This window comes from Rhodococcus sp. 2H158, assembly GCF_053764755.1.
In genome coordinates this window covers 12,739-34,141 of the sequence record NZ_JBSNCE010000036.1, presented here as the reverse complement: position 1 = coordinate 34,141, position 21,403 = coordinate 12,739, and the positions used below count along the sequence as shown (strand labels likewise).

3 protein-coding genes are annotated in these 21,403 nt (G+C 76.0%); 1 reads left to right on the top strand and 2 read right to left on the bottom strand.

Features of this window, described 5'->3' with window-relative positions; all coding sequences use genetic code 11:
- Positions 1 to 85: 85 nt before the first annotated feature.
- The gene (locus ACWPOB_RS25645) at positions 86 to 601 is read left to right on the top strand and encodes an arsenate reductase/protein-tyrosine-phosphatase family protein (RefSeq protein ID WP_455402544.1); all 516 of its coding nucleotides are present in this window, start codon (positions 86 to 88) and stop codon (positions 599 to 601) included.
- Here ACWPOB_RS25645 and ACWPOB_RS25640 read toward each other — a convergent pair.
- Both ACWPOB_RS25640 and ACWPOB_RS25635 read right to left on the bottom strand, forming a co-directional pair.
- Positions 572 to 2,287: a polysaccharide biosynthesis tyrosine autokinase gene (locus ACWPOB_RS25640; protein WP_455402543.1), complete on the bottom strand. Its 1,716-nt coding sequence runs from the start codon at positions 2,285 to 2,287 to the stop codon at positions 572 to 574. The genes ACWPOB_RS25645 and ACWPOB_RS25640 overlap by 30 nt on opposite strands.
- A complete protein-coding gene (locus ACWPOB_RS25635) occupies positions 2,287 to 21,189 on the bottom strand; it encodes an amino acid adenylation domain-containing protein (protein ID WP_455402542.1) in 18,903 nt (6,300 codons plus the stop codon). Before ACWPOB_RS25635 ends, ACWPOB_RS25640 begins: the two co-directional genes overlap by 1 nt.
- Positions 21,190 to 21,403 lie beyond the last annotated feature (214 nt).

Genomic DNA, 21,403 nt, shown 5'->3' with positions numbered 1-21,403 from the left:
AACGGTCCGGACACGCCTACCCGGCGAATCGGACACACGCCGTCACAACCGGGCGAACGACCCGTTCGCTGCCTAGGATCGAGCGATGCGGGTTCTGTACGTCTGTACCGGGAACATCTGCCGATCGCCCACCGCCGAGCTGTTGACCACCGCATACGCGACGGAGACGGGCCGGGGCGAGTTGTCCGCGCACAGCGCCGGCACCCGCGCCATGGTCGGGCGGCCCATGGAGCCGACGGCCGCGCTCGTGCTGCGCCAGCTGGGCGGCGAGCCCGACGGATTCGTTGCCCGGCGCCTGTCGCCGCACATCGCACAGGACGCCGACCTGGTGATCACGATGGCCGAGTCGCACCGGGGGGCCGTGCTGCAGGCGGCGCCGCGGACGCTCAAGCGGACGTTCACGCTGCGCGAGGCCGCGCGGCTGCAGCAGCTCAGCGGCGCCGAGACCGTCGCCGACCTCGCCGCGGCCCGGGCGCAGTTCCCCGCGCCCGGACCGGAGGACGTCACCGATCCGATCGGTCTGGACGAGGACACGTTCGTCGCCGTCGGGACCGAGATCGCCGATCTGCTGCTACCGCTGCTCGCCCGGCTCCACGACTGACCCGTTGCGCGGGCCCTGCATGGGCGACGGCGCGACGGGCCGCGCCACCGCCGTCGGCACCGCCTGCTCGCGGTAGGCGGGGTCGGCGGTGTACGCCTGCGGGGCGCGGTAGTGCTGTCCCGGCTGCGCGTCGTCGTGGTCCTGCCCGCCCCGGTGCGGCTGCTCCGGCCGGTACGGTTCCGGCCGGTTCTGCTCCTCGCGGTAGCGGCGTCCGCCGGTGGTCTGCGCGGCCGGGGCCGGCTGCGCGGGCCGTGCGGCCGGGCCCGGCTGCGCGGGCGCGGACCCGGTCGGGGCGGGCGTCGACGCAGCGGCCGTGGCCTTCTTCGCCGACTCGTCGGACTCGTAGTAGTACCGGTACTCGTAGGCGCCGCGGCCCTTGGTCGGCGTCATCGTGATGATGGTGCCGAGCAGGTGTGCCCCGGCGCTGCCCAGGTTGCCGACCGCGCGGCTGAGCTGCTCGCGGGTGGTCTTGCCGTGGCGAGAGATGAGCAGCGCGCCGTCGGTGGCCGCGGCGAGCACGACCGAGTCGGTGACGGGCAGGACCGGCGAGCCGTCGATGATCACGTACTCGAAGCGCGCCCGCAGGTCGTCGATGACGTGCTTGGCGGTTTCGGAGCCGAGCAGCTCGCTGGGGTTGGGCGGCAGCGGCCCGGAGGCCAGCACCCACAGGCCCTCGTACTGGCTGGGCTGCAGCACGTCCTCCAGACCGGCCTGGCCCGACAGCACGGTGCTGAACCCGACGTCGCCGACGACCCCGAGGTACTTCGACACCCGGGGCCGGCGCAGGTCGCCCTCGACGAGCACCACGGAATGGCCGGCCTCCGCGAGCACCAGCGCGGTGTTGATGGCCGTGGTGGTCTTGCCCTCGGCCGGCAGGGCGCTGGTGACGACGATGACGCGCGGCGGGTTGTCGACGTCGAGGAACTTGAGGTTGGTGCGCATCTCCCGGTACGCCTCCGCGCTGCCGGAGTTCGACTCCTGGAAGTCGATCGCCGCGTGCTCCTGCCGTTCCTTGTCGAGGGGGATGGTGCCCACGAGGCCCGTCCCGGCGAGCTCCTCGACCGTCTTGCGATCCTTGACCGTGTTGTCGAGCCGGTCGCGCAGCACCGCGAGGGCGATGCCGAGGAGCAGGCCGACGGCGAGGCCGAGCGCGAGGTTGCGCTTCGTCTTCGGCGACACCGGGGTCGCCGGGGTGTCGGCGTGCTGCTCGACGACGACCCGCGCGGTGGGCTCACCGCCGTTCTCAGGGGTCTCGAGCTCGCGCGCCATGACGACGAACTCGTCGGAGAGGGCGTTGGCGAGGTCCCGGGCCCGCTCCGGCGACTCGTCGTCGACCTTGACGTCGACGAGCACGGTGTCCGGGGCGGACGACGCGGTGACCTTTCCGGCGAGCTGCGACGGCGTGACGTCGGACAGGCCGAGCCGGTCGAGGGTGCGCTGCGCCAGCGTGGTGCCGGTGAGCAACTTGGTGTAGGAGGCGACGCGCTGCTGCGAGAACAGGTTGCCCTGGTAGATCTCGTTGACCGAGGCCCCGGAGGAGGTGGAGACGAACAGCCGGGTGCTCGCCTGGTAGATCGGAGTGGTGAGCAGGGAGGCTCCGAGCGCACCGAGTACCGCCACCACGGTCGTCACGGCGACGATCTTCCATCGCGCCTGCAGGATGCGTAGGTAGTCGTGTACTTCCATTACGGTGTCTCCCTCGTTGCTGTGACACTGTCGGTGCACCCTACGGGCGCGGAAATCTGTCGTTCGGTCAGGTGCCGGGCGAGCGTGGGGCCGATCAGGGCCAGCGCGCCGGGGGTGGTCAGGTCGGAGTGCGGGTAGGGCACGTCGTGCTCGGCGACGCGGCGGACGTGGCGCCGCCAGCTCGCCGCCAGATCGGGTCCGCTCTGCCCGCCGGGCCGGGCCCGGAACAGCAGCGCGTCGCCGTCGAGGACGCGTGGGATGTGCGCGGTGACGGCCTCCTCCAGCGCGGCACCCGCGGCCAGAGCCCGCTCCCGGATCTCGGCGACGAACGTCGACGGCAGGCCGGGCACCTCGAGCTCGACGACGGGCTCGTCGGGCAGCGCCGCGACGTCCGGGAGGGTGTCGGGGGTGAGCGTGTCGAGCAGGATCAGCGACGCCACCTGCTCCCCCGCCTCGCGCAGTTGCACGGCCATCTCGTGGGCGATGGTGCCGCCGAGGGACCAGCCCAGCAGGTGGTAGGGGCCGTCCGGCTGGACGGCGCGGACCCGGTCGACGTAGCGGGCGGCGAACTCGGCGACGGTGCGCGGCAGCGGCGCGAGCCGGGTGGCCTGCAGCCCGTACAGCGCGACGTCGGGCAGGTGCGGCGCGAGCCCGGTGTAGCACCACGACATGCCGCTGATCGGGTGGACGCAGAACAGCGCGGTGCCGCCGGAACGGCCCGCGAGCGGCACGAGCGTGGCGAGCGGATCGGTGTCGTCACCGCCGTGGTCGATCCGGTCGGCGAGGTCCGCGACGGCGGGTGCGGTGAGCAGCCAGTCGAGCGGGACGTCGCGGCCGAGTTCGGCACGCAGGTCGGCGGCGACGGCGACGGCCCCGAGCGACGTGCCGCCGAGGTCGAAGAACCCGGCGTCGGCGGACACCGATCCGGGGGGCCGGCCGAGGTGCCGGGCGAACACGGCGGCGACCGCCTCGGCCGTCGCCCCGTCGGGCGTCACGAATCCGTCCGTGGGCGAGGCGAAGTCGGGCTGGGGCAGCGCGGCGCGGTCGACCTTGCCGGACGGCAGCAGCGGCAGCGCGTCGACGACGGTGATCGCGGCGGGCCGCAGCGCGCGCGGCAGGTGCGCGGCCGCGCGGGTGCGCAGTGCGGCGGCGTCGGCGCTGCCCTGCGCGTAGGAGGCGAGGACGGTTCCGCCCGCGGGGCCGGGCACGGCGACGGTGACGGCGGCCTCGACGCCGTCGGCGGCGGTGAGCACCGCGTCGATCTCGGCGGGTTCGACGCGGATGCCGTGCAGCTGGATCTGCTCGTCGACGCGGCCGAGGACGTCGAGCTCGCCGCCGGCGGTCACGCGCGCGAGATCGCCGGTGCGGTACAGGCGCGCACCCGGCTCGCCGTGCGGGTCGGCGACGAATCGGGTTGCGGTGAGCCCGCTTCGGCCGTGATAGCCGCGGGCCAGGCCCGCCCCGGTCACGTACAGCTCACCGACCACCCCGGCCGGGACGGGGTGCAGGCGCGCGTCGAGGACGTGGGCGGTCGCGCCGGCGACGACGGCGCCGACGGTGGGCCGGGTGCCGGATTGGAACGGCCCGCCGAACGACACGGCGATCGTGAACTCGGTGGGCCCGTACCCGTTGAGCAGGCGGTGCCGCCGCCAGCGTTCGACGACGGGCGCGGTGAGCGCCTCGCCCTCGGACAGGACGGTGACCGGGCGCTCCAGCGCGTCCGGGTCGAGGGTGGCCAGCACGGTGGGGGTGGCGACCACGTGGGTGACGTGCTCGTCGACGATCAGCCGCTGCAGCGCCGCTCCCGCGTAGACGTGGTCGGGGGCGACGACGAGGGTCGCGCCGTGCGCGTGGGCGGCGAGCAGTTCGAACACCGACGCGTCGAAGGTGTGCGACGCCGCGTGCAGCACCCGGCTGCCCGGCGCGACGCCGAGGACGTGCCGCTGCGCGTCGACGACGGCGGTCAGGCCGCGGTGCGGCACGGCGACGCCCTTGGGGGTGCCGGTGGTCCCGGACGTGTAGATCAGATACGCGGTGTCATCCGGATGCGGCTCCGCCGCGGTGTCGTCCGGATGCGGCTCCGCCGCGGTGTCGTCCGGATGTGTTTGCGGCGCAGTGACTTCCCGCGCCTCCCACTCGCCGGTCAGGTCCACCCAGTCGATGCCCTCCCCCACCGGTTCGGCACCTGCCACGGTCAACCCGACGGTGGCGCCGCTGTCGCGCAGCACGGTCTCGACGCGGGCGGGCGGCTGCGCCGGGTCGACGGACACCCACGCCGCGCCGGTCCGGGCGACGGCCCACACCGCGAGCGGCCAGCATTCCCCGCGCGGCACGGCCACGGCGACCACGTCGCCGCGGGTCACGCCGCGCGCGCGCAGTTCCCCGGCGACGACGTCGGCGCGGGTGGCGAGCCCGGCGTAGGTCCAGGCGACGGCCCCGGCCCGCACGGCGATGGCGCCGGGGTGGGCGCGGGCGGTGGCGGCGAGGAGCTGCGGCAACGTGCGCGGCGCCGCCGCGGGCGCGGACAGCGGCGCCGGCGCGGGGGCGGCGAGGTCGCCGACGGCGGTGCCGGGGTCGGCGAGCGCGGCGCCGAGCAGCGCGACGTAGTCGTCGAGCAGCGCCTCGGCGGTGGCGGGGTCGAACAGGTCGGTGGCGTACACGAGGCGCACGTCGATGCCGCCGTCACCGTCGCGTTCGGTGATGTCCCAGGTGAGGTCGAACTGCGCGGCCGGTGTGCCGGCGTCGAATTCGCGCACGCGCAGGCCGGGCAGCTGCGGCAGGTCCTCCCCCGCGGGCACCGTGCGGTGGGCGAGCAGCACCTGGAACAGGGGATGGTGAGTGCCGCGGGCCGGCGCGACCCGCGCGACGACCCGGTCGAACGGGATGTCCGCGTGCGCGAGGGCGTCGAGGTCGGTGGTGCGGATGCGGCGCAGCAGGTCCCCGAACGGCTCGTCCCCGGCGACGGTGGTGCGCAGGGCGAGGGTGCCGACGAACATGCCGACGAGGGCGTGCAGGCGCGGGTCGGCGCGCCCGGCAACGGCGGTGCCGACGGCGATGTCGGCGCGGCCGCTGCGGCGGGCGAGCAGCGCGGCGAGCGCCGCGTGCAGCACCATGAAGCCGGTGGCGTCGTGGGCCCGCGCGACGTCGCGGACGAGGCGGTGGGCGGCGGCGTCGAGGTGCGCGGTGACGGCGCCGCCGCGGTGGCTGGGCCGCGCGGGCCGGGGCCGGTCGGCGGGCAGCGGCAGCGGCGTGTCGGGCAGGCCCGCGAGAGTCGTTGCCCAGTGGTCGAGTTGGCGGGCGGCGAGGCTGTCCGGATCGGCGGGGTCGCCGAGCAGGTCGCGTTGCCAGCGGGCGTAGTCGCGGTAGCGCACGGGCAGCGGCCACCAGATCGGTTCCGCACCGGCGACGCGGGCGGCGTAGGCGTGCTGCAGGTCGGTCAGCAGCGGCGCGACGGAGCCGCCGTCGAACGCGATGTGGTGGACGGCCGCGGCGAGCACCCATTCGCGGGCGCCGAGTTCGATCAGCCGGATCCGCAGCGGCGCCTCGGCGGTGAGGTCGAACGGCGCGGTGAGCACCTCGGCGACGGCGGCGGCCGGGTCGATGCCCGGAACCGCTTCGAGCACAGGCGGATCGACCTCGGCCGCGACGCCGTCGGGGTAGGCGGTGCGCAGGATCTCGTGCCGGGCGGCGACGTCGGCGACCGCCGCGGCCAGCGCCGCGGTGTCGAGGTCGCCGGTCAGGTGCAGCGCGACGGGCACCGTGTAGGCGGCGCTGCCGGGCTCGGCGCGGCCGAGCAGCCACAGCCGCTGCTGCGCGGGGGCGAGCGGGGTGGCGGCGCCGTCGTCATAGCGGCGCAACGGGATCCGGGTGCTGTCGCCGTCGCGGATGTGGGCGGCGAGCGCCGCGAGGGTCGGTGCCTGCAGCACGGCGCGGGCGGGCACGTCGGTGCCGAGGGCGTCGGCGAGACGGGCGGCGAGGACGACGGCGGACAGCGAGTCACCGCCGGCGGCGAAGAACCCGGCGTGGATGTCGGGCCGGGCGCCGAGCACGCTCTCGGCGACGGTGACGACGAGGTCCTCGACGTCGGTGAGCGGCCGGTCGTCGGCGGGCGCGTCCCCGGCGGTGTCGACGTCGCGCAGGGCTGCGGTGTCGAGCTTGCCGTTGACGGTGGTGGGCAGTTCCGGCAGCAGCCGCAGCCGCGTCGGCATGCGGTGCGGCGGCACCACGTCGGCGAGCCCGGCGAGCACGCAGCTCGGCTCGACGCCCGGATCGGCGGCGGCGAAGGCGACGAGCGCACCGCCCGCGGCCAGCGCGACGGCGTGCCGGATGCCGGGCTGCGCGAGCAGGGCGGCCTCGAGTTCCCCGGGTTCGATGCGCACGCCGCGGACCTTGAGCTGCCGGTCGGTGCGGCCCCGGAAGGCCAGGGTGCCGTCGGGACGGCGGTGCACGAGGTCGCCGGTGCGGTACCGGCGGGTGCCGCCGGGGGCGGCGACGAACCGCTGCGCGGTGAGCGCGGGGGCGCCGAGGTAGCCGAGCGCGACGGACGCCCCGGCCAGGTACAGCTCGCCCACGGCGTCGTCGGGCACCGGGCGCAGGCGGGCGTCGAGGACGTGCGCGACGGTGCCGGGGACGGGCCGGCCGATGCCGCCGCGGCCGTCGACGTCGGTGAGGGTCGCGACGATGGTGGCCTCGGTGGGTCCGTACGCGTCGAGCATGTGCCGGCCGTCGGTCCAGCGGGCGGCGAGCGCGGGCGGCAGGCTCTCGCCGCCGGACGCGACGACCCGCAGGTCGGGCAGCTCGTGCGGGTCGAGGGTGCCGAGCACCGCGGGGGTGGACAGGTAGTGGGTGATGCGCTGCGCGCGCAGCAGCCGCTGCAGGTCCTCCCCCGCGTACACCTCCGGCGGGGCGACGACGAGGGTCGCGCCGGTAGTGTGGGCGAGCAGGATCTCGAGCAGGGCCGCGTCGAACGCCGGGTGGTAGCCCTGCAGCACCCGGTCGCCGGGTCCGACGCGGTAGCGGCGGGCGACCTCGGCGGCGAGCGGGGCGAGGCCGGCGTGGGTGACGGCGACGCGCTTGGGCGCCCCGGTCGAGCCGGAGGTCGACACCACGTACGCGACGTTCGCCGGCGCCGGGCCGGCCGCGTCGGGGGCGCCGGTGAACGCGGCGCCGGTCTTGGTGATCGCCCACAGCCGCAGCACGTACTCGAGACCGCGGGGCCGGTCGATCGGCACCACGGTGCCGGGGCCGGCGCCGGCGGCGCGCAGTTCGTCGGCGAGCGCGTCGGAGCGGGCGTCGAGTTCGCGGTAGGTCAGCGCGGTGTCGCCCTCGCGCAGGGCTTCCCGGTCGGGGTGCGCGGCGGCGGTGGCGCGCAGCAGGTCCGGCAGTGGGCGGGCCGGGGCGGGGGCGGCGCCGGTCAGCGGCGCGGCGGGACGGTCGACGGGCAGGTCCCCGACGGTCGTGTCGGGCGCGGCGACGAGGTGCCGCAGGACGGCGACGAACCGGTCCGCGAGCCGCCGCGCGGCGGGTCCGGCGAACCGCGACGCGTCGTGCACGAGGGTGCCGGCGTAGCCGTCCGCGGCGGGCGCGAACGCGAACTGCAGGTCGAATTTAGGTGCGCCGCGGACGATCTCCTCGGCCTCGACGGTGAGGTCCCCGATCCGGGTGGGGGCGAGGGCGAAGTCCTGCAGGGCGAGCGCGACCTGCGGGGCGCGGCCGGGCAGGCCGGCGAGGATCTGCTCGTACGCCACCCCGGCGTGGTCGAGGGCGGCGACGTCGAAGTCGCGGACCTGCGCGAGGAGGCCGGCGAACGGCATGTCGGGTTCCACGCGGGCGCGCAGCACCAGCGTCTCGAGGAACGGGCCGACGAGGTCCTCGACCTGCGCCCAGCGCCGGGCGGAGACCACGGCGGCGACCGCGACGTCGTGTCCGGCGCCGACGCGGGCGAGCAGCACCGACAGCGCGGCGTGCAGCACCATGAACTCGGTGGCCCCGTGGACCCGCGCGAGCTCTGCGATCCCGGCGCGCACGTCGGCGGGCACCTCGAACGCGACGGTCCCGGCCACGGGCTCCGAAGACTCTGCCGCCGAATACCCTGCCTGCGTATGTAATTCGACCGGGTCGAGCCCGTCGAGGGCGCGCCGCCAGTGCGCGGCGTCCGCCTCCGGGATCCCGCGCGCCTGTTCCCACAGCGCGTAGTCGGCGTACTGCAGCGGCAGCGGCTCCCACCGCGGCGCCTGCCCGGCCGCGCGGGCGGCGTAGGCGACGGCGAGGTCGCGCAGCAGCGGCGCGAGCGACGCCCCGTCCGCCGCGGCGTGGTCCACGGTCAGGCGCAGGCGCCGTGGTGTCCTTTCGGTCCCCTCGAGGTCCCAATGGACACCACGGTCCGCCAGGACCTGATGCGGGCCCTGCTCGTCGACGACGATGCGGGTGCGCAGGATCTCGTGCCGGGCCACGACGTCGCCGAGCGCGGCCTCGAGGGCGGGCACGTCGAGCGGGCCGGTCAGGCGCACGTCGGCGCGCAGCAGGTAGGCGTCGGGGTCGAGGCGGCTGAGCCCCCACAGGCGACGTTGCGCGCGGCTGAGCGGGATCCGGGCGGGGCGCGGGTGGACGGGCACCGGCCCGGCCTCGACGTCGAGTCCGCCGGCGTCGAGCGCGGCGGCGAGCCCCTCGACGGTGGGATGCTCGAAGATCAGCCGCAGCGGCACCGCGACGCCGGTCTCCTCGCGCAGCCGGCCCACGAGCACGGTCGCGAGCAGCGAGTTGCCGCCCACGGCGAAGAAGTCGGCGGTCCTGCCGACCGGGGAGTCGAGCAGTTCGCCGTAGACCCGCGCGACGAGCGCCTCGGTCCCGGTGCCGGGCTCGTCGCGCCCGCCGAGGTCGGGGGCGGGCAGCCGCGCGACGTCGAGCTTGCCGTGCGCGGTGCGCGGCACCGCGTCGAGCGGCACGACGGCGACGGGCACGAGGTGGGCGGGCAGGCTCTGCCGCAGCCGCCGCCGCGCGTCCTCGGCGTCGACGCCGGCGGGCACGACGTAGGAGACGAGCGCCCCGTCGCGCACGACGGTCGCGGCCCGTTCGACGCCGGGCACGGTCCGCAGCGCGGCGTCGACCTCGCCCGGTTCGATGCGCACACCCCGCAGCTTGACCTGATCGTCGCTGCGCCCCACGAACCGCAACGCGACTCCGCCGCCGGTGTGTCCTTTGGGCTGCGCCGGCCGCCCAAAGGACGCACCGGTCCACCGCACCAGGTCGCCCGTGCGGTACCGGCGACGACCGCCGTCGGCGGCGACGAACCGCGTCGCGGTGCGGCCCGGGTCGTCGCGGTACCCGTCGGCGAGCCGCTCCCCCGCCAGGTACAGCTCCCCGGCCACGCCGGTGGGCACGGGCCGCAGCCGCTCGTCGAGCACCACGGCCTGCACCCCGCGCACGGGGGCGCCGATCACGACGTCCGCGCCGGGCACCAGCGGCCGCGAACAGGTGGCGAAGACGGTGGCCTCGGCGGGGCCGTAGCCGTTGTAGAGGCGACGGCCCGCACCCCACCGCGCGACGAGCTCGTCGCTCACGGCCTCGCCGCCCAGCATGATCACCCGCAGGTCGGGCAGTGCCCGCGGCGGCACGGTCGACAGCGCCGACGGGGTGACGCACGCGTGCGTGATGCGCTCGCCGGCGAGCAGGTCGGCGAGGGCGTCGCCGCCGTACGCGTCGGGCCCGGCGACGACGAGGGTCGCGCCGGCAGTGCCCGCGACGAGCAGCTCGAGCATCGCCGCGTCGAAGCTCGGCGACGCGACGTGCAGCATGCGGTCGCCGGGTGCGGCGGCGAACCGCTCGGCGAGGTCCTCGACGAGGGCGCTCACCCCGCGGTGAGTGATGGTGACGCCCTTGGGGTTTCCGCTGGTACCGGAGGTGAACACCAGGTAGGCGGGCGCGCCGGAGCCCGGGTCGGCCACCGCGACACTGCCACCGTGAAAGCCGCCACCGTGAGAGCCGGCGACGTCGAGCCACGTCACGGCGGCGGGCAGCGACGGCAGGTGCGCGGCGCCGGTGACGCCGACGGTCGCGTCGCCGAGCATCGCGGCGAGCCGCGCGGCGGGCTGGGCGGGGTCGACGAGTATCGGGGCGGCGCCGAGCCGGGCGATGCCCCACACGGCGACGACGGAGTCGAGCGAGCGGGGCAGCGCGCACGCGACGGCCGTGCCGGGCCGGGCGCCGGCGGCGCGGAGCCGGGCGGCGAGCGCGTCGGCGCGCGAAACCAGCTGCGGATACGTCAGTTCCGTCGAGCCGTCGCGCACGGCCACCGCATCGCCCGCCCGCTCGGCACCCGCGGCCAGCCACCGCCACAGCGTCCGCGCCGGGGCCGGCTCGGGTCCGGCGGCGGGGACGAGCGCGGCGCGTTCCCGCTCGGTGAGCAGGTCGATGTCGCCGATCCGCACGGCCGGGTCGGCGACGGCGGCACGCAGGATCGCGATGTACCGGTCGGCGAACGCGGCGACGGTGCCGGCGTCGTACAGGTCGGTGGCGTAGGCGAATTCGAGGTCGACGCCGGTGCCGGTCTCGGTGACGACGAGCTGGACGTCGAAGTTGGCGTGCTCGTCGGCCACCGGCAGCACCCGCCCGGTCAGGCCGGGCAGCTCGAACGCGTCGACGGTGGGGCGGCGCAGCGACAGGGCGACCTGGAACAGCGGGTGCCGGGCGGGGTTGCGGGCGGGATTCAGGCGTTCGACGAGGGTCTCGAACGGCGCGTCGGGGTGGGTGTAGGCGGCGAGGTCGCGGGCGTGGACCTCGGCGAGCAGGTCGGCGAAGGAGGCGTCCGGGTCGACGGGCGTGCGCAGGACGAGGGTGCCGGCGAACATGCCGACGAGGTCGTCGAGCTGCGGGTCGCCGCGCCCGGCGACGACGGTACCGACGGCGATGTCGTCGCCGGCGCCGTGCCGGGCCAGCAGCACGGCCAGCGCCGCGTGCAGCACCATGAACGTCGTCGCGCGACCGTCCCGCGCGAGCCGCGAAACACCTTCGGCGACAGCATGATCCACCGTCACCCGGTGGGTGGCGCCGCGGCCGGTCGGGCGCGCGGGCCGCGCCCGGTCGCCGGGCAGGGTCACCTCGTCGGGCAGGCCGGCGAGCAGCCTCGTCCAGTACGCGAGCTGCTCGTCGGCGCCGGCGCGCTGCCAGCGGCTGAAGTCGGTGTACTGCACCGGCAGCGGGGCCCACCGCGGCGCCTGCCCGGCGAGCCGGGCGGTGTAGGCGGCGACGAGGTCGCGCAGCAGCGGGGTGAGCGACCATTCGTCGGCGGCGATGTGGTGCACCACCACCGCGAGCACGTGCCGCCGCGGTGCGAGCCGGTACAGCCGCATCCGCACCGGCGTCTCGCGGGTGAGATCGAAGCCGGGGGCGGCGAATTCGCGGACGAACTCGTCGAGTCCCTCGGCGGGCACGGCGACGGGCTCGAGGCCGGGCCGCGCGACGGGCCGCACCACCTGCGCGGTGGCGTCGGGGTACACGGTGCGCAGGGTGCGGTGCCGGTCGAGGACGTCGGCGACGGCGGCGGTGAGCGCCGCGACGTCGAGCCGGCCGTCGAGCCGCACCGCGAACGGCAGGTTGTAGCTGCCGGATCCGGGGTCGAGCCGGTTGACGAACCACAGCCGCTGCTGCGCCGGCGACAGCGGCGCCGGGGTGTCGTCGCCGGCCGCGACGAGCGGGGCGCGGCGACGGCCGGTGCCGGCGCGGGCGGCGAGCAGCGCGGCGAGGCCGGCGACGGTGGCGGCGTCGAACACGTCGCGGACGGTGACGTCGACGTCGGCGATGTCGGCGAGGCGCCCGGCGAGGCGGGTCGCGAGCAGCGAGTTGCCGCCGAGGTCGAAGAAGTCGTCGCCGGCGCCGACGGTCCCGGCGCCGAGCAGTTCCCGGTACACCTCGGCGGCGAGTTCCTCGAGCGGCCCGTGCGGGGCGAGGCCGCCGGTGGGTACGACGGTGGGTGCGGGCAGGGCCGCGCGGTCGAGCTTGCCGTTGGCGGTGCGCGGCAGCGCGTCCAGCGCAACGGCGGCGGCGGGCACGAGGTAGTCGGGCAGGGTGCGGCGCAGCGCGCGCAGCGCCCCGGTGGGTGAGCCGCCGACGAGGTAGGCGACGAGCCGGTCGTCGCGCAGCACCACCACCGCCTGGGTGACGCCGTCGCAGCGCAGCAGCGCGGCCTCGATCTCACCGGGTTCGATGCGGTAGCCGCGCAGCTCGAGCTGGTCGTCGGCGCGGCCCCGGTGGTGCAGCACCCTGTCGCGGCCGCGGCGGCCGAGGTCGCCGGTCCGGTAGCGGCGGGCGCCGCCGGGCGCGGCGACGAACCGGGTGGCGGTCAGGCCGGGGCGGCCGCGGTAGCCGCGGGCGAGTTGGCCTCCGGCGACGTAGAGTTCGCCGGCGGTGCCGGGCGGGGTGCGGCGCAGCGACCGGTCCAGGATCTGCACGTCGAGCCCGGGCAGCGGCCGCCCGACGCCGGGCTCGGCGGCGGGGCCGCGGGTGACGTGCACGGTGGTCTCGGTGATCCCGAACATGTTCACCGCGCGCACGTGCGGCCGGTCCGCGAGCCACGGCCGGACCCGCCCGGGGTCGAGGGCCTCGCCGCCGAAGATCAGCAGCCGCAGCGTGGGCAGCGCGGTGTCGACGGCGGCGAGCTGGCCGAACGCGGTAGGCGTCTGGTTGAGGACGGTGACGCCCTCGCCGTCGAGCAGCGCGGCGAACGCCCCGGGGTCGCGGGCGGTGTAGTGGTCGACGACGACGAGCCGCCCGCCGGTGGTCAGCGCCCCCCACATCTCCCACACCGAGAAGTCGAACGCCGGGGAGTGGAACAGGGCCCACACGTCGCTCGGGCCGAACCCGAAGTTGCCGGTGGCGGCGAACACCGCGGCGGCGGCCTCGTGCCCGACGAGCACGCCCTTGGGGGTGCCGGTGGAGCCGGAGGTGTAGATCAGGTACGCGCCGGCTCCGGCGGGCACGGCCGCATCGAATTCGGCGCCGGAGTCCAGGCGTTGCCGAACCTCGGGCGCATCGACGTGCAGGAGAACGACATCCGTGTCGACCGCGAACCCGGTGCCGCACAGCACCGCGGCGGGAGCGGCGTCGTCGAGCAGGGCGCGCAGCCGCGCCGGCGGGTGCGTGACGTCCAGCGGCAGGTACACGGCGCCGGCGCGGGCGACCGCGAGGATCGCCACCACCAGGTCGAGCGAGCGCGGCAGCGCGACGGCGACGACGTCCTCGACGCCGAGCCCGCGCTCGGCGAGCATTTCGGCGAGCGCCCCGGAGCGGGCGTGCAGCTGCGCGTAGGTCAGGGTGTCGTCGCCGTGGGTGAGCGCGACCGCGTCGGGGCGGCGGCGTGCCTGCTCGGCGACCAGCGCGGGCAGCGTGGCCGTGTCGGGGGCCGACCGGGGTGCGGACGCGTCGTCGTCGGGGCCGAGCAGGTCGATGCCGCCGACGGCGACGGCCGGGTCGGCGGTGACCACGTCGAGGATGCGCAGCAGGAACGGCGCCCACGCGGCGACGGTGTCGTGGTCGAACAGGCCACGGTCGTAGGTGAGCACCCCGTCGAGCCCGGTGGGGGTGCCGGCGGCGGAGCGGGTCTCGCGGACGGTGACCTCGAGGTCGAATCGGGCCGTGCCGGTGGAGATCTCGCGCACCCCGGTCACGCCGGGCAGGTCGAGGCCGTCCAGCGCGAAGCTCTCGTAGGCGAGCATCACCTGGAAGACCGGGTGGTGCCGCGACGCGGAGGCGCCGAGGGCGTCGACGACCCGGTCGAACGGCACGTCGGCGTGCGCGAACGCGTCGAGGTCGACGCGGCGGGCCTCGGCGAGCAGCTCGGCGAACGTCGCGCGGGCCGGCACGGGCAGCCGCAGCGCGACGGTGCCGACGAACATGCCGGCCACGTCGTCGAGCATCGGGTCGACCCGCCCGGAGACGGGGGTGCCGACGGTGACGTCCTCGGCGGCGGCCAAGGTCGCGAGCAGCACGGCGAGCGCGGCGTGCACGACCATGAACGTCGTCGCGTCGTGGGCGCGGGCCAGCTTGTCGACGGCGGCGTGCAGTTCGGCGGGCACCGAGAAGCGCACGCGCCCGGCGGCGCCGTCGCCGTCGCCGCGCGGACGGTCGGTGGGCAGGGCCAGCAGCGGCGGGGCGCCGGCGAGGGTGCGGGTCCAGTGCGCGAGCTGGCGGGCGGCGAGGCTGTCGGCGTCGGCCGGGTCGCCGAGCAGGGTGTGCTGCCAGCGGGCGTAGTCGCGGTAGGTGACGGGCAGCGGCGGCCACGCCGGGGTGCGTCCGTCGCGGCGGGCGGCGTAGGCGACGGCGAGGTCGCGGCCGAGCGGCAGCAGCGAGAGCCCGTCGACGGCGATGTGGTGCAGCACCACGGCGAGGGTGTAGCCGGCGCCGGTGCGGTGGAGGCGGGTGCGCAGCGGCGGGTCGACGGTGAGATCGAAACCGGTGCGGGCGAATTCGGCGAGGGCGGCGTCGAGGTCGGCGGGCGCCGCGCGTGGCGCGAGGTCGAGGGCGACGCCGGGCAGCACCCGCTGTGTCGGCCCGTCCGGGCCGTCGGGGTGGACGGTGCACAGCACGGCGTGCCGGGCGATCACGTCCGCGGCGGCGGCCGCGAGGGCGTCGAGGTCGGTGCCGGCGGCGAGGTCGACGGCGAACGCGACGTGGTCGCCGGGGGCGGCGTCGGCGACGTCGAGCCGGTTGGCGAGCCACATCCGCTGCTGCGCCGGCGCGAGCGGCACCGGCCCGGCGTCGCCGGCCGGCAGCAGCGGAAGTCGTTCGCCGACGAGCGGATCGGACACGGCGACGGCGAGGCCGGCGACGGTGGGGTGCTCGAAGATCTCCCGCACGCCGACGCGGTGGCCGGCGACAGCGCCGAGGCGCGCGGCGAGCTGGGTGGCGAGCAGCGAGTTGCCGCCGAGCGCGAAGAAGTCGTCGGCGGCGGCGACGGCGGGCAGGTCGAGCAGGTCGGCGACGACACCGGCGACGAGTTCCTCGGCGGCGCTGCGGTATCCGGTGGTCGGGCGGTCCGGCTCCGCGGTGGGCTCGGGCAGCGCGGCGCGGTCGATCTTGCCGGTGCTCGTCAGCGGCAGCGCATCGAGGACGGTGACCGTCGCGGGCACCATGTGCCGCGGCAGCCGCGCGGCGACGAACTCCCGCAGCTCGGCCGGGTCGAGACGGGCGGGGTCGGGACCGTGCACGTACGCGACGAGCGCATCGCCCCGCACGACGGTGACGGCGGCGGCGACCGCGGGATGCCCAGTGAGGGTGGCGTCGATCTCGCCCAGCTCGATCCGGAACCCGCGGAGCTTGACCTGATGGTCCGCGCGCCCGACGAACTCGAGGGCGGCTCCGCCGCCGGTGTGTCCTTTGGGCTGCTCCGGCCGCCCAAAGGACACACCGCTCCAGCGCACCCTGTCGCCCGTGCGGTAGATGCGACCGCCGCCGAACGGGGACGCGACGAAGCGGCTCGCGGTCAGACCCGGCATCCCGAGGTAGCCGCGGGCCAGGCCCGCCCCGGCGAGATACAGCTCGCCGACCACGCCGACGGGCACGGGCCGCAGCCGCGGGCCGAGGACGAGCGCGGTGACGCCGTCGAGGCCGGTGCCGATGGTCAGCCGCTCCCCCGGCACCAGCGGCGCGCCGGCGGTGGCGAGCACGGTGGTCTCGGTGGGCCCGTACACGTTGAGCATGGTGCGGCCGGGCGCCCAGCGGTCGGCGGTCTCGGCCGGCCACGCCTCCCCGCCGACGGCGAGCACCCGCAGCGCGTCCAGCCCTGACGGGTCCAGCTGCGTCGGCACGGCGGGGGTGGAGAACCAGTGCGTGATGCGTTCGGCGCGCAGCAGTTCCAGCAGTTCGTCGCCGCCGTACACATCGTCCGGCGCGACGACGAGCGTGCCACCGGCCGCGGCCGCCATGAGGTATTCGAGCACCGACGCGTCGAACGTGGGCGACGCAGCGTGCAGCACCCGCGCCTGCGGGTCGAGATTCATGCGGCGGCGCAGCGACGCGACGAGCGGCGCGAGCCCCCGGTGGGTGACGACGACGCCCTTCGGCGCGCCGGTCGAGCCGGAGGTGTAGACGAGGTAGGCGGCGTGATCGGGTCGCAGCGGCCGCGTCCGGTCGGCGTCGGTGATCTCACCCGACCGCGCGGATCCCGCGTCCGGGTCGACGAGTGCGACACCGTCGGGCAGCGACGTGCCGGGCCGGGCGACGACGTGCCGCACCCCGGCGTCGGCGAAGATCTGGGCGATCCGCACCGCGGGCTGCGCGGGGTCGACGGGCACGAACGCCGCCCCGGTCAGCGCGACGGCGGCCACCGCGCGCACCGAGTCCACCGACCGCGGCAGCAGGATCGCCACCCGGTCCTCGGGGCCGAGGCCGCGCTCGATCAAGTGCCACGCCAACGGTGTTGCGGCGGCGATCAACTCGATCGGTGCGCCGCCCGGTGCGCTCACCCGCAGCGGATGCGCGGCAAGCAACTCCGGCAGCGTCGCGACCGGACCGGCCGGGGCCAGAGCGATCTCGGGGGCGCCGACGTCGAGATCGCCGACGGGTGCCTGCGGCGCGGCGACGGCCGCGTCGAGCACCGCGTGCAGGCGGGCCACCGCGGCGGCGACCGTCGCGCGCTCGAACAGGGCACCGTCGTAGATCACCCGTCCGCGCAGCGAGCCGTCGGGCAGCTCGCGCACCGCGATCTCCACGTCGAACCGGGCGCGGCCGGACGGGATCTCCTCGGCGCGCACGGCCAGGCCGGGCAGCGCGAGGTCGGGCACGGCGACGTTGTCGTAGGCGAGCATCACCTGGAACGGCGCGAAGCCGAGCGCGTCGACGACGCGGTCGAACGGCACCGCCGCGTGGGCATAGGCGTCGAGGTCGGCGCGACGGGCGGCGGCGAGCAACTCGGTGAACGACGCGGCCGGGTCCACGTCGAGCCGCAGCGCGACGGTGCCGACGAACATGCCGACGAGACGCTCGAGGTCGGGGTGCTCGCGGCCGGCCGTGCCGGAGCCGACGGCGACGTCGCGCCCCCCGGTCCACGCCGACAGCCACACGGCGACGGCGGCGTGCACCGCCATGAACGCGGTGGCGTCGTGCACGGCGGCCAGGCTGCGCAGCGCCTCGAACCGCGCGGCGGGGACAGCGAATTCGAGCGATTCGGCCGGCCCGGGGCTGCCGGGGCGGCGACGGTCGGTGGGCAGGGCCGGCGCCTCGCCCAGCCCGGCCAGCGCGGTGGTCCAGTGCGCGAGTTCACGGGCGGCGAGGCTGTCCGGGTCGTCCGCGTCGCCGAGCAGGGTGCGGTGCCAGCGGGCGTAGTCGGAGTACCGCAGCGGCAACGGTTCCCACCGCGGGCCGTGCCCGTCGGCGCGGGCGGCGTAGGCGGCGGCGAGGTCGAGGGTCAGCGGCACGAACGACGCGCCGTCCATGGCGATGTGGTGGGCGACGACGGCGAGCACGTGGCGGTCCGGGTCCACGCGCAGCAGCCGCACCCGGAACGGAATGTCGGTGGCGAGGTCGAACGGCGCGGCGGCCCACTCGGCGATCAGGGCGTCCACGTCGGCCGGGTCGACGGGTTCGGCGTCGAGGGCCGGCAGCACCTCGGCCACGGCCCGGACCCGTTGCCGCGGTCCAGGTTCGGTGAACACCGTGCGCAGGATCTCGTGCCGATCGAGGACGTCGCCGAGCGCGGCGCGCAGCGCGGCCGCGTCGAGGGTGCCGTCGAGGTGCAGCGCGAACGGCAGGTGGTAGGCGGCGGTGTCGCCGTGCGCGAGCAGCCACAGCCGTCGCTGCGCGGGGGCGAGCGGGGCGGGCGTGTCGTCGTCCGAGCGCGTGGGCGCGGGCATCGAGGCGACGGGTCCGGCGTCGACGGCTGCGGCGAGTCCGGCGACGGTGGGGTGGTCGAACACGTCGCGCAGGTGCACGTCGCGGCCCAGCGCGGCCCCGAGCCGCGCCGCGAGCTGTGCGGCGCCGAGCGAATGCCCGCCGAGGGCGAAGAAATTCGCGTCCGTCCCCACCCGGTCGACGCCGACGATCTCGCACATCAGCTGCGCGACGAGCGTCTCGGTCGGGCCGGTCGGCGGCCGCGAGCCGGTCGCCGTGTCCACCGCGGGGGCGGGCAGGGCGCGACGGTCGATCTTGCCGCCCGGGGTGAGCGGCAGCGCGTCGAGGACGGTGATCGTCGCGGGCCGCAGGTAGGAGGGCAGGCGCTCGGCGAGGCGGGCGTGCACGTCGTCGGGCTCGACGTCGCCGACGACGTAGGCCGCGAGCGTGTCCCCGTGGACGACGACGGCCGCGCTCGCGACGTCGCCGAGGGCGGCGAGCGCCGCCTCGACCTCGCCGGGTTCGATGCGGTAGCCGCGAATCTTCACCTGCCGGTCGGCGCGCCCGACGAACTCGAGGGCGGCTCCGCCGCCGTGGTGTCCTTTCGGACCTGCCGGGGTCCTGAAGGACACCACGCTCCAGCGCACCCTGTCCCCCGTGCGGTACATCCGCCCGTCCCCGAACGGTGACGCGACGAACCGGGCCGCGGTCAGCGCCGGGTCGCCGAGGTAGCCGCGGGCGACGGCCGGCCCGCCCAGGTACAGCTCGCCGACCGCGCCGACGGGCACCGGATGCAGCCGCGCGTCGAGCACGACGGCCGTCACGCCGTGGACGGGTGCGCCGATGGGCACTCCCCCGCCCGGCCGCAGCGGATCGCTGAGCGTGGCGAGGACGGTGGTCTCGGTGGGCCCGTAGGCGTTGAGCATCGTGCGCCCACGCGACCACCGGTCGGCGACGTCGACCGCCAGGGCCTCGCCGCCCGCGTCGAGCATCCGCAGCGCCGGCAGGTCGGCCTCGGGCGTACCGGCCAGGACGGCGGGCGCGGTGATCGCGTGGGTGACGGCCTGCTCGCGCAGCAGCGCCGCCAGATCCGGTCCACCGACCACGTCGGGCGGGCACACCACTACAGTGGCGCCGGCGTCGAAGGCCAGCAGCAGTTCCTGCAGCGACGCGTCGAAACTCGGGGCGGCCAGGTGCAGTACGCGCGACGCGGCGTCGGCCGGGTACCGCTCCCGCAGCGTCGCGACGAGACCCGCGAGCCCGCGGTGGCTGACGGCGACGGCCTTGGGGGTGCCCGCGGAGCCGGACGTGTGGATCACCCAGGCGAGGTGGTCGGGGTGCAGCGGACGCCGCCGTTCGCCCGCGTCGAACGGCGCCGACGACGCCTCGCCGCCCGCCGGGTCCACGCGGGTCACGCCGTCGGGCAGGGCGACGTCGTCGCCGCACACCGCGATGGGCACGTCGCGCAGCAGTTCGGCGAGCCGCAGCGCCGGGGTGCCCGGATCGATCGGGGTGTAGGCGGCGCCGGCCTTGGCGACAGCCCACAGCGCCACCACCGAACCGGCCGAGCGCGGCAGCAGCACCGCGACCCGGTCGTCGGGTCCCGCGCCGCACGCAATCAGCCTGCGCGCGAGCGCAGTTGAACGCTCGTCCAGTTCTCGGTAGGTCAGTGCGACGGCGCCGTCGCGCACGGCGACGCCGTCCGAGCCGGCGTGCGCGGTGAGCACGTCGGGCAGCAGGCACACGTCCTCGACGTGCGGGCCGCGCGCGGGGACGAGGCCGTCGAGTTCGTCGGGCGCCGCGAGCGGCAGGTCGCCCACCGCGTGGTCGGCCGACCGCGCGAACGCGCCGAGGAGGTCGAGGAACCGCCGGTGGTGCCGGGTGAGCGTCTCGTCGCCGTACCGGCGCGGGTTGGCCTCGAAGTCCACCCGCGTGCTGCGCCCGGCGATCCCGGCGTACACGTTCACCGACAGGTCGTCGACCGGGCCGGTGGAGAGCAGGTTGTACTCGCCGGAGATATCGCCGTACGCGTACTCCGGGTTGAACATCATCAGGTTCACCACGGGCCCGAACGCGCTGCGGGTCTCCCGGTGATCGCCGACGGCGTGCAGGTCGCGCAGCATGTCCTCGTAGCGGTACCGCTGGTGCCGCAGCGCCCCGGTCAGCTCCACCTGCACGCGCCGCACCAGCTCGGCGACGGTCACGTCCGGTTCCACGCCCACCCGCAGCGGCACAATGTTCGAGATCGAGCCCGCCGAGCGGCGCAGCGACGCGGTGGTGCGGGCCGAGACCGGCAGGCTCAGCGCGACGTCCGTGGTGCCGGTCATGCGGGCCAGGTAGGCGGCGAAGGCGGCGACGACGATCGGGACGTCGGTGGAGTTGGCGTCACGGGCCAGCTCGGCGACGGCGGCGGTCACCTCGGCGGTGAGTGCCGCACCGACGTGTCGGCACGGCATCGAGGGGGCGGCGGAGCCGGCGGCGAGCGTGACGGGCGGCGGCAGGTCCACCAGGCGCTGCCTCCAATGCTCGCGGTCGGCGGCCTGCCGCGTGCTGGCGACGTAGGCGAGCTCGTGCTCGGCGATCTGCTCGAGGCTCATCGCCCTGATCGGCGCCGGCTCCTCCCCGCGCGCCCATGCCGTGTACAGCTCGGCGCTGCGGCCGAGCATCACCATGCCGCCGTGCCCGTCGAGGGCGAGGTGGTGGATGTAGGTGAAGAGGTAGAAGTGCTCGTCGGCGAGCTGGATCAGCGTGGTGGCGATGAGCCGGTCGTGCAGCGGGTCGAGCGGAAGGGTGTAGGTCTCATCCATCCACCGTCGCGCCTCGGCCTCGGGGTCGTCGTGGCCGCGCAGGTCCAGGTAGCCGGGGCAGTCGTCGACGTCGGGAATCACCCGTTGCCGCGGCTCGCCGTCGACCATCTCGAGGAACAGCGTGCCGGATTCGACCTCGCGGGCGGCCCGGTTGCAGGCCGCGCGGATCAGGTCTGCGTCGAGCGGGCCGTGCAAGTCGAGGTACTGGGCGATGGTGAACGGGACGTCCGGGGTGAGCTGCTGAGCAAACCACAGTCCACGCTGACTCGTGGACATGGCAAAAGACGGCACCGCACCCCCTCGTTTTCCCTCGAGACCGACGGGCGTGCAGTGGAACCCCTCGATCGACCACGGCGTGGACGCCTCCCTGCATCCATCACCGTCGAATACATCGACCCTAACGATCCTGAGCGTTACTCACCACTCGAACCGACCATCCGACCGGTTTCTCGGATATGGTCGCCGCGGAGGAATCGAAGGGGGTTTGACC

Bases quoted from the DNA above. Each gene is read 5' to 3' on its own strand.
- ACWPOB_RS25645 (WP_455402544.1), top strand. From the start codon at position 86: ATGCGGGTTCTGTACGTCTGTACCGGGAACATCTGCCGATCGCCCACC.
- ACWPOB_RS25640 (WP_455402543.1), bottom strand. From the start codon at position 2,287: ATGGAAGTACACGACTACCTACGCATCCTGCAGGCGCGATGGAAGATC.
- ACWPOB_RS25635 (WP_455402542.1), bottom strand. From the start codon at position 21,189: ATGTCCACGAGTCAGCGTGGACTGTGGTTTGCTCAGCAGCTCACCCCG.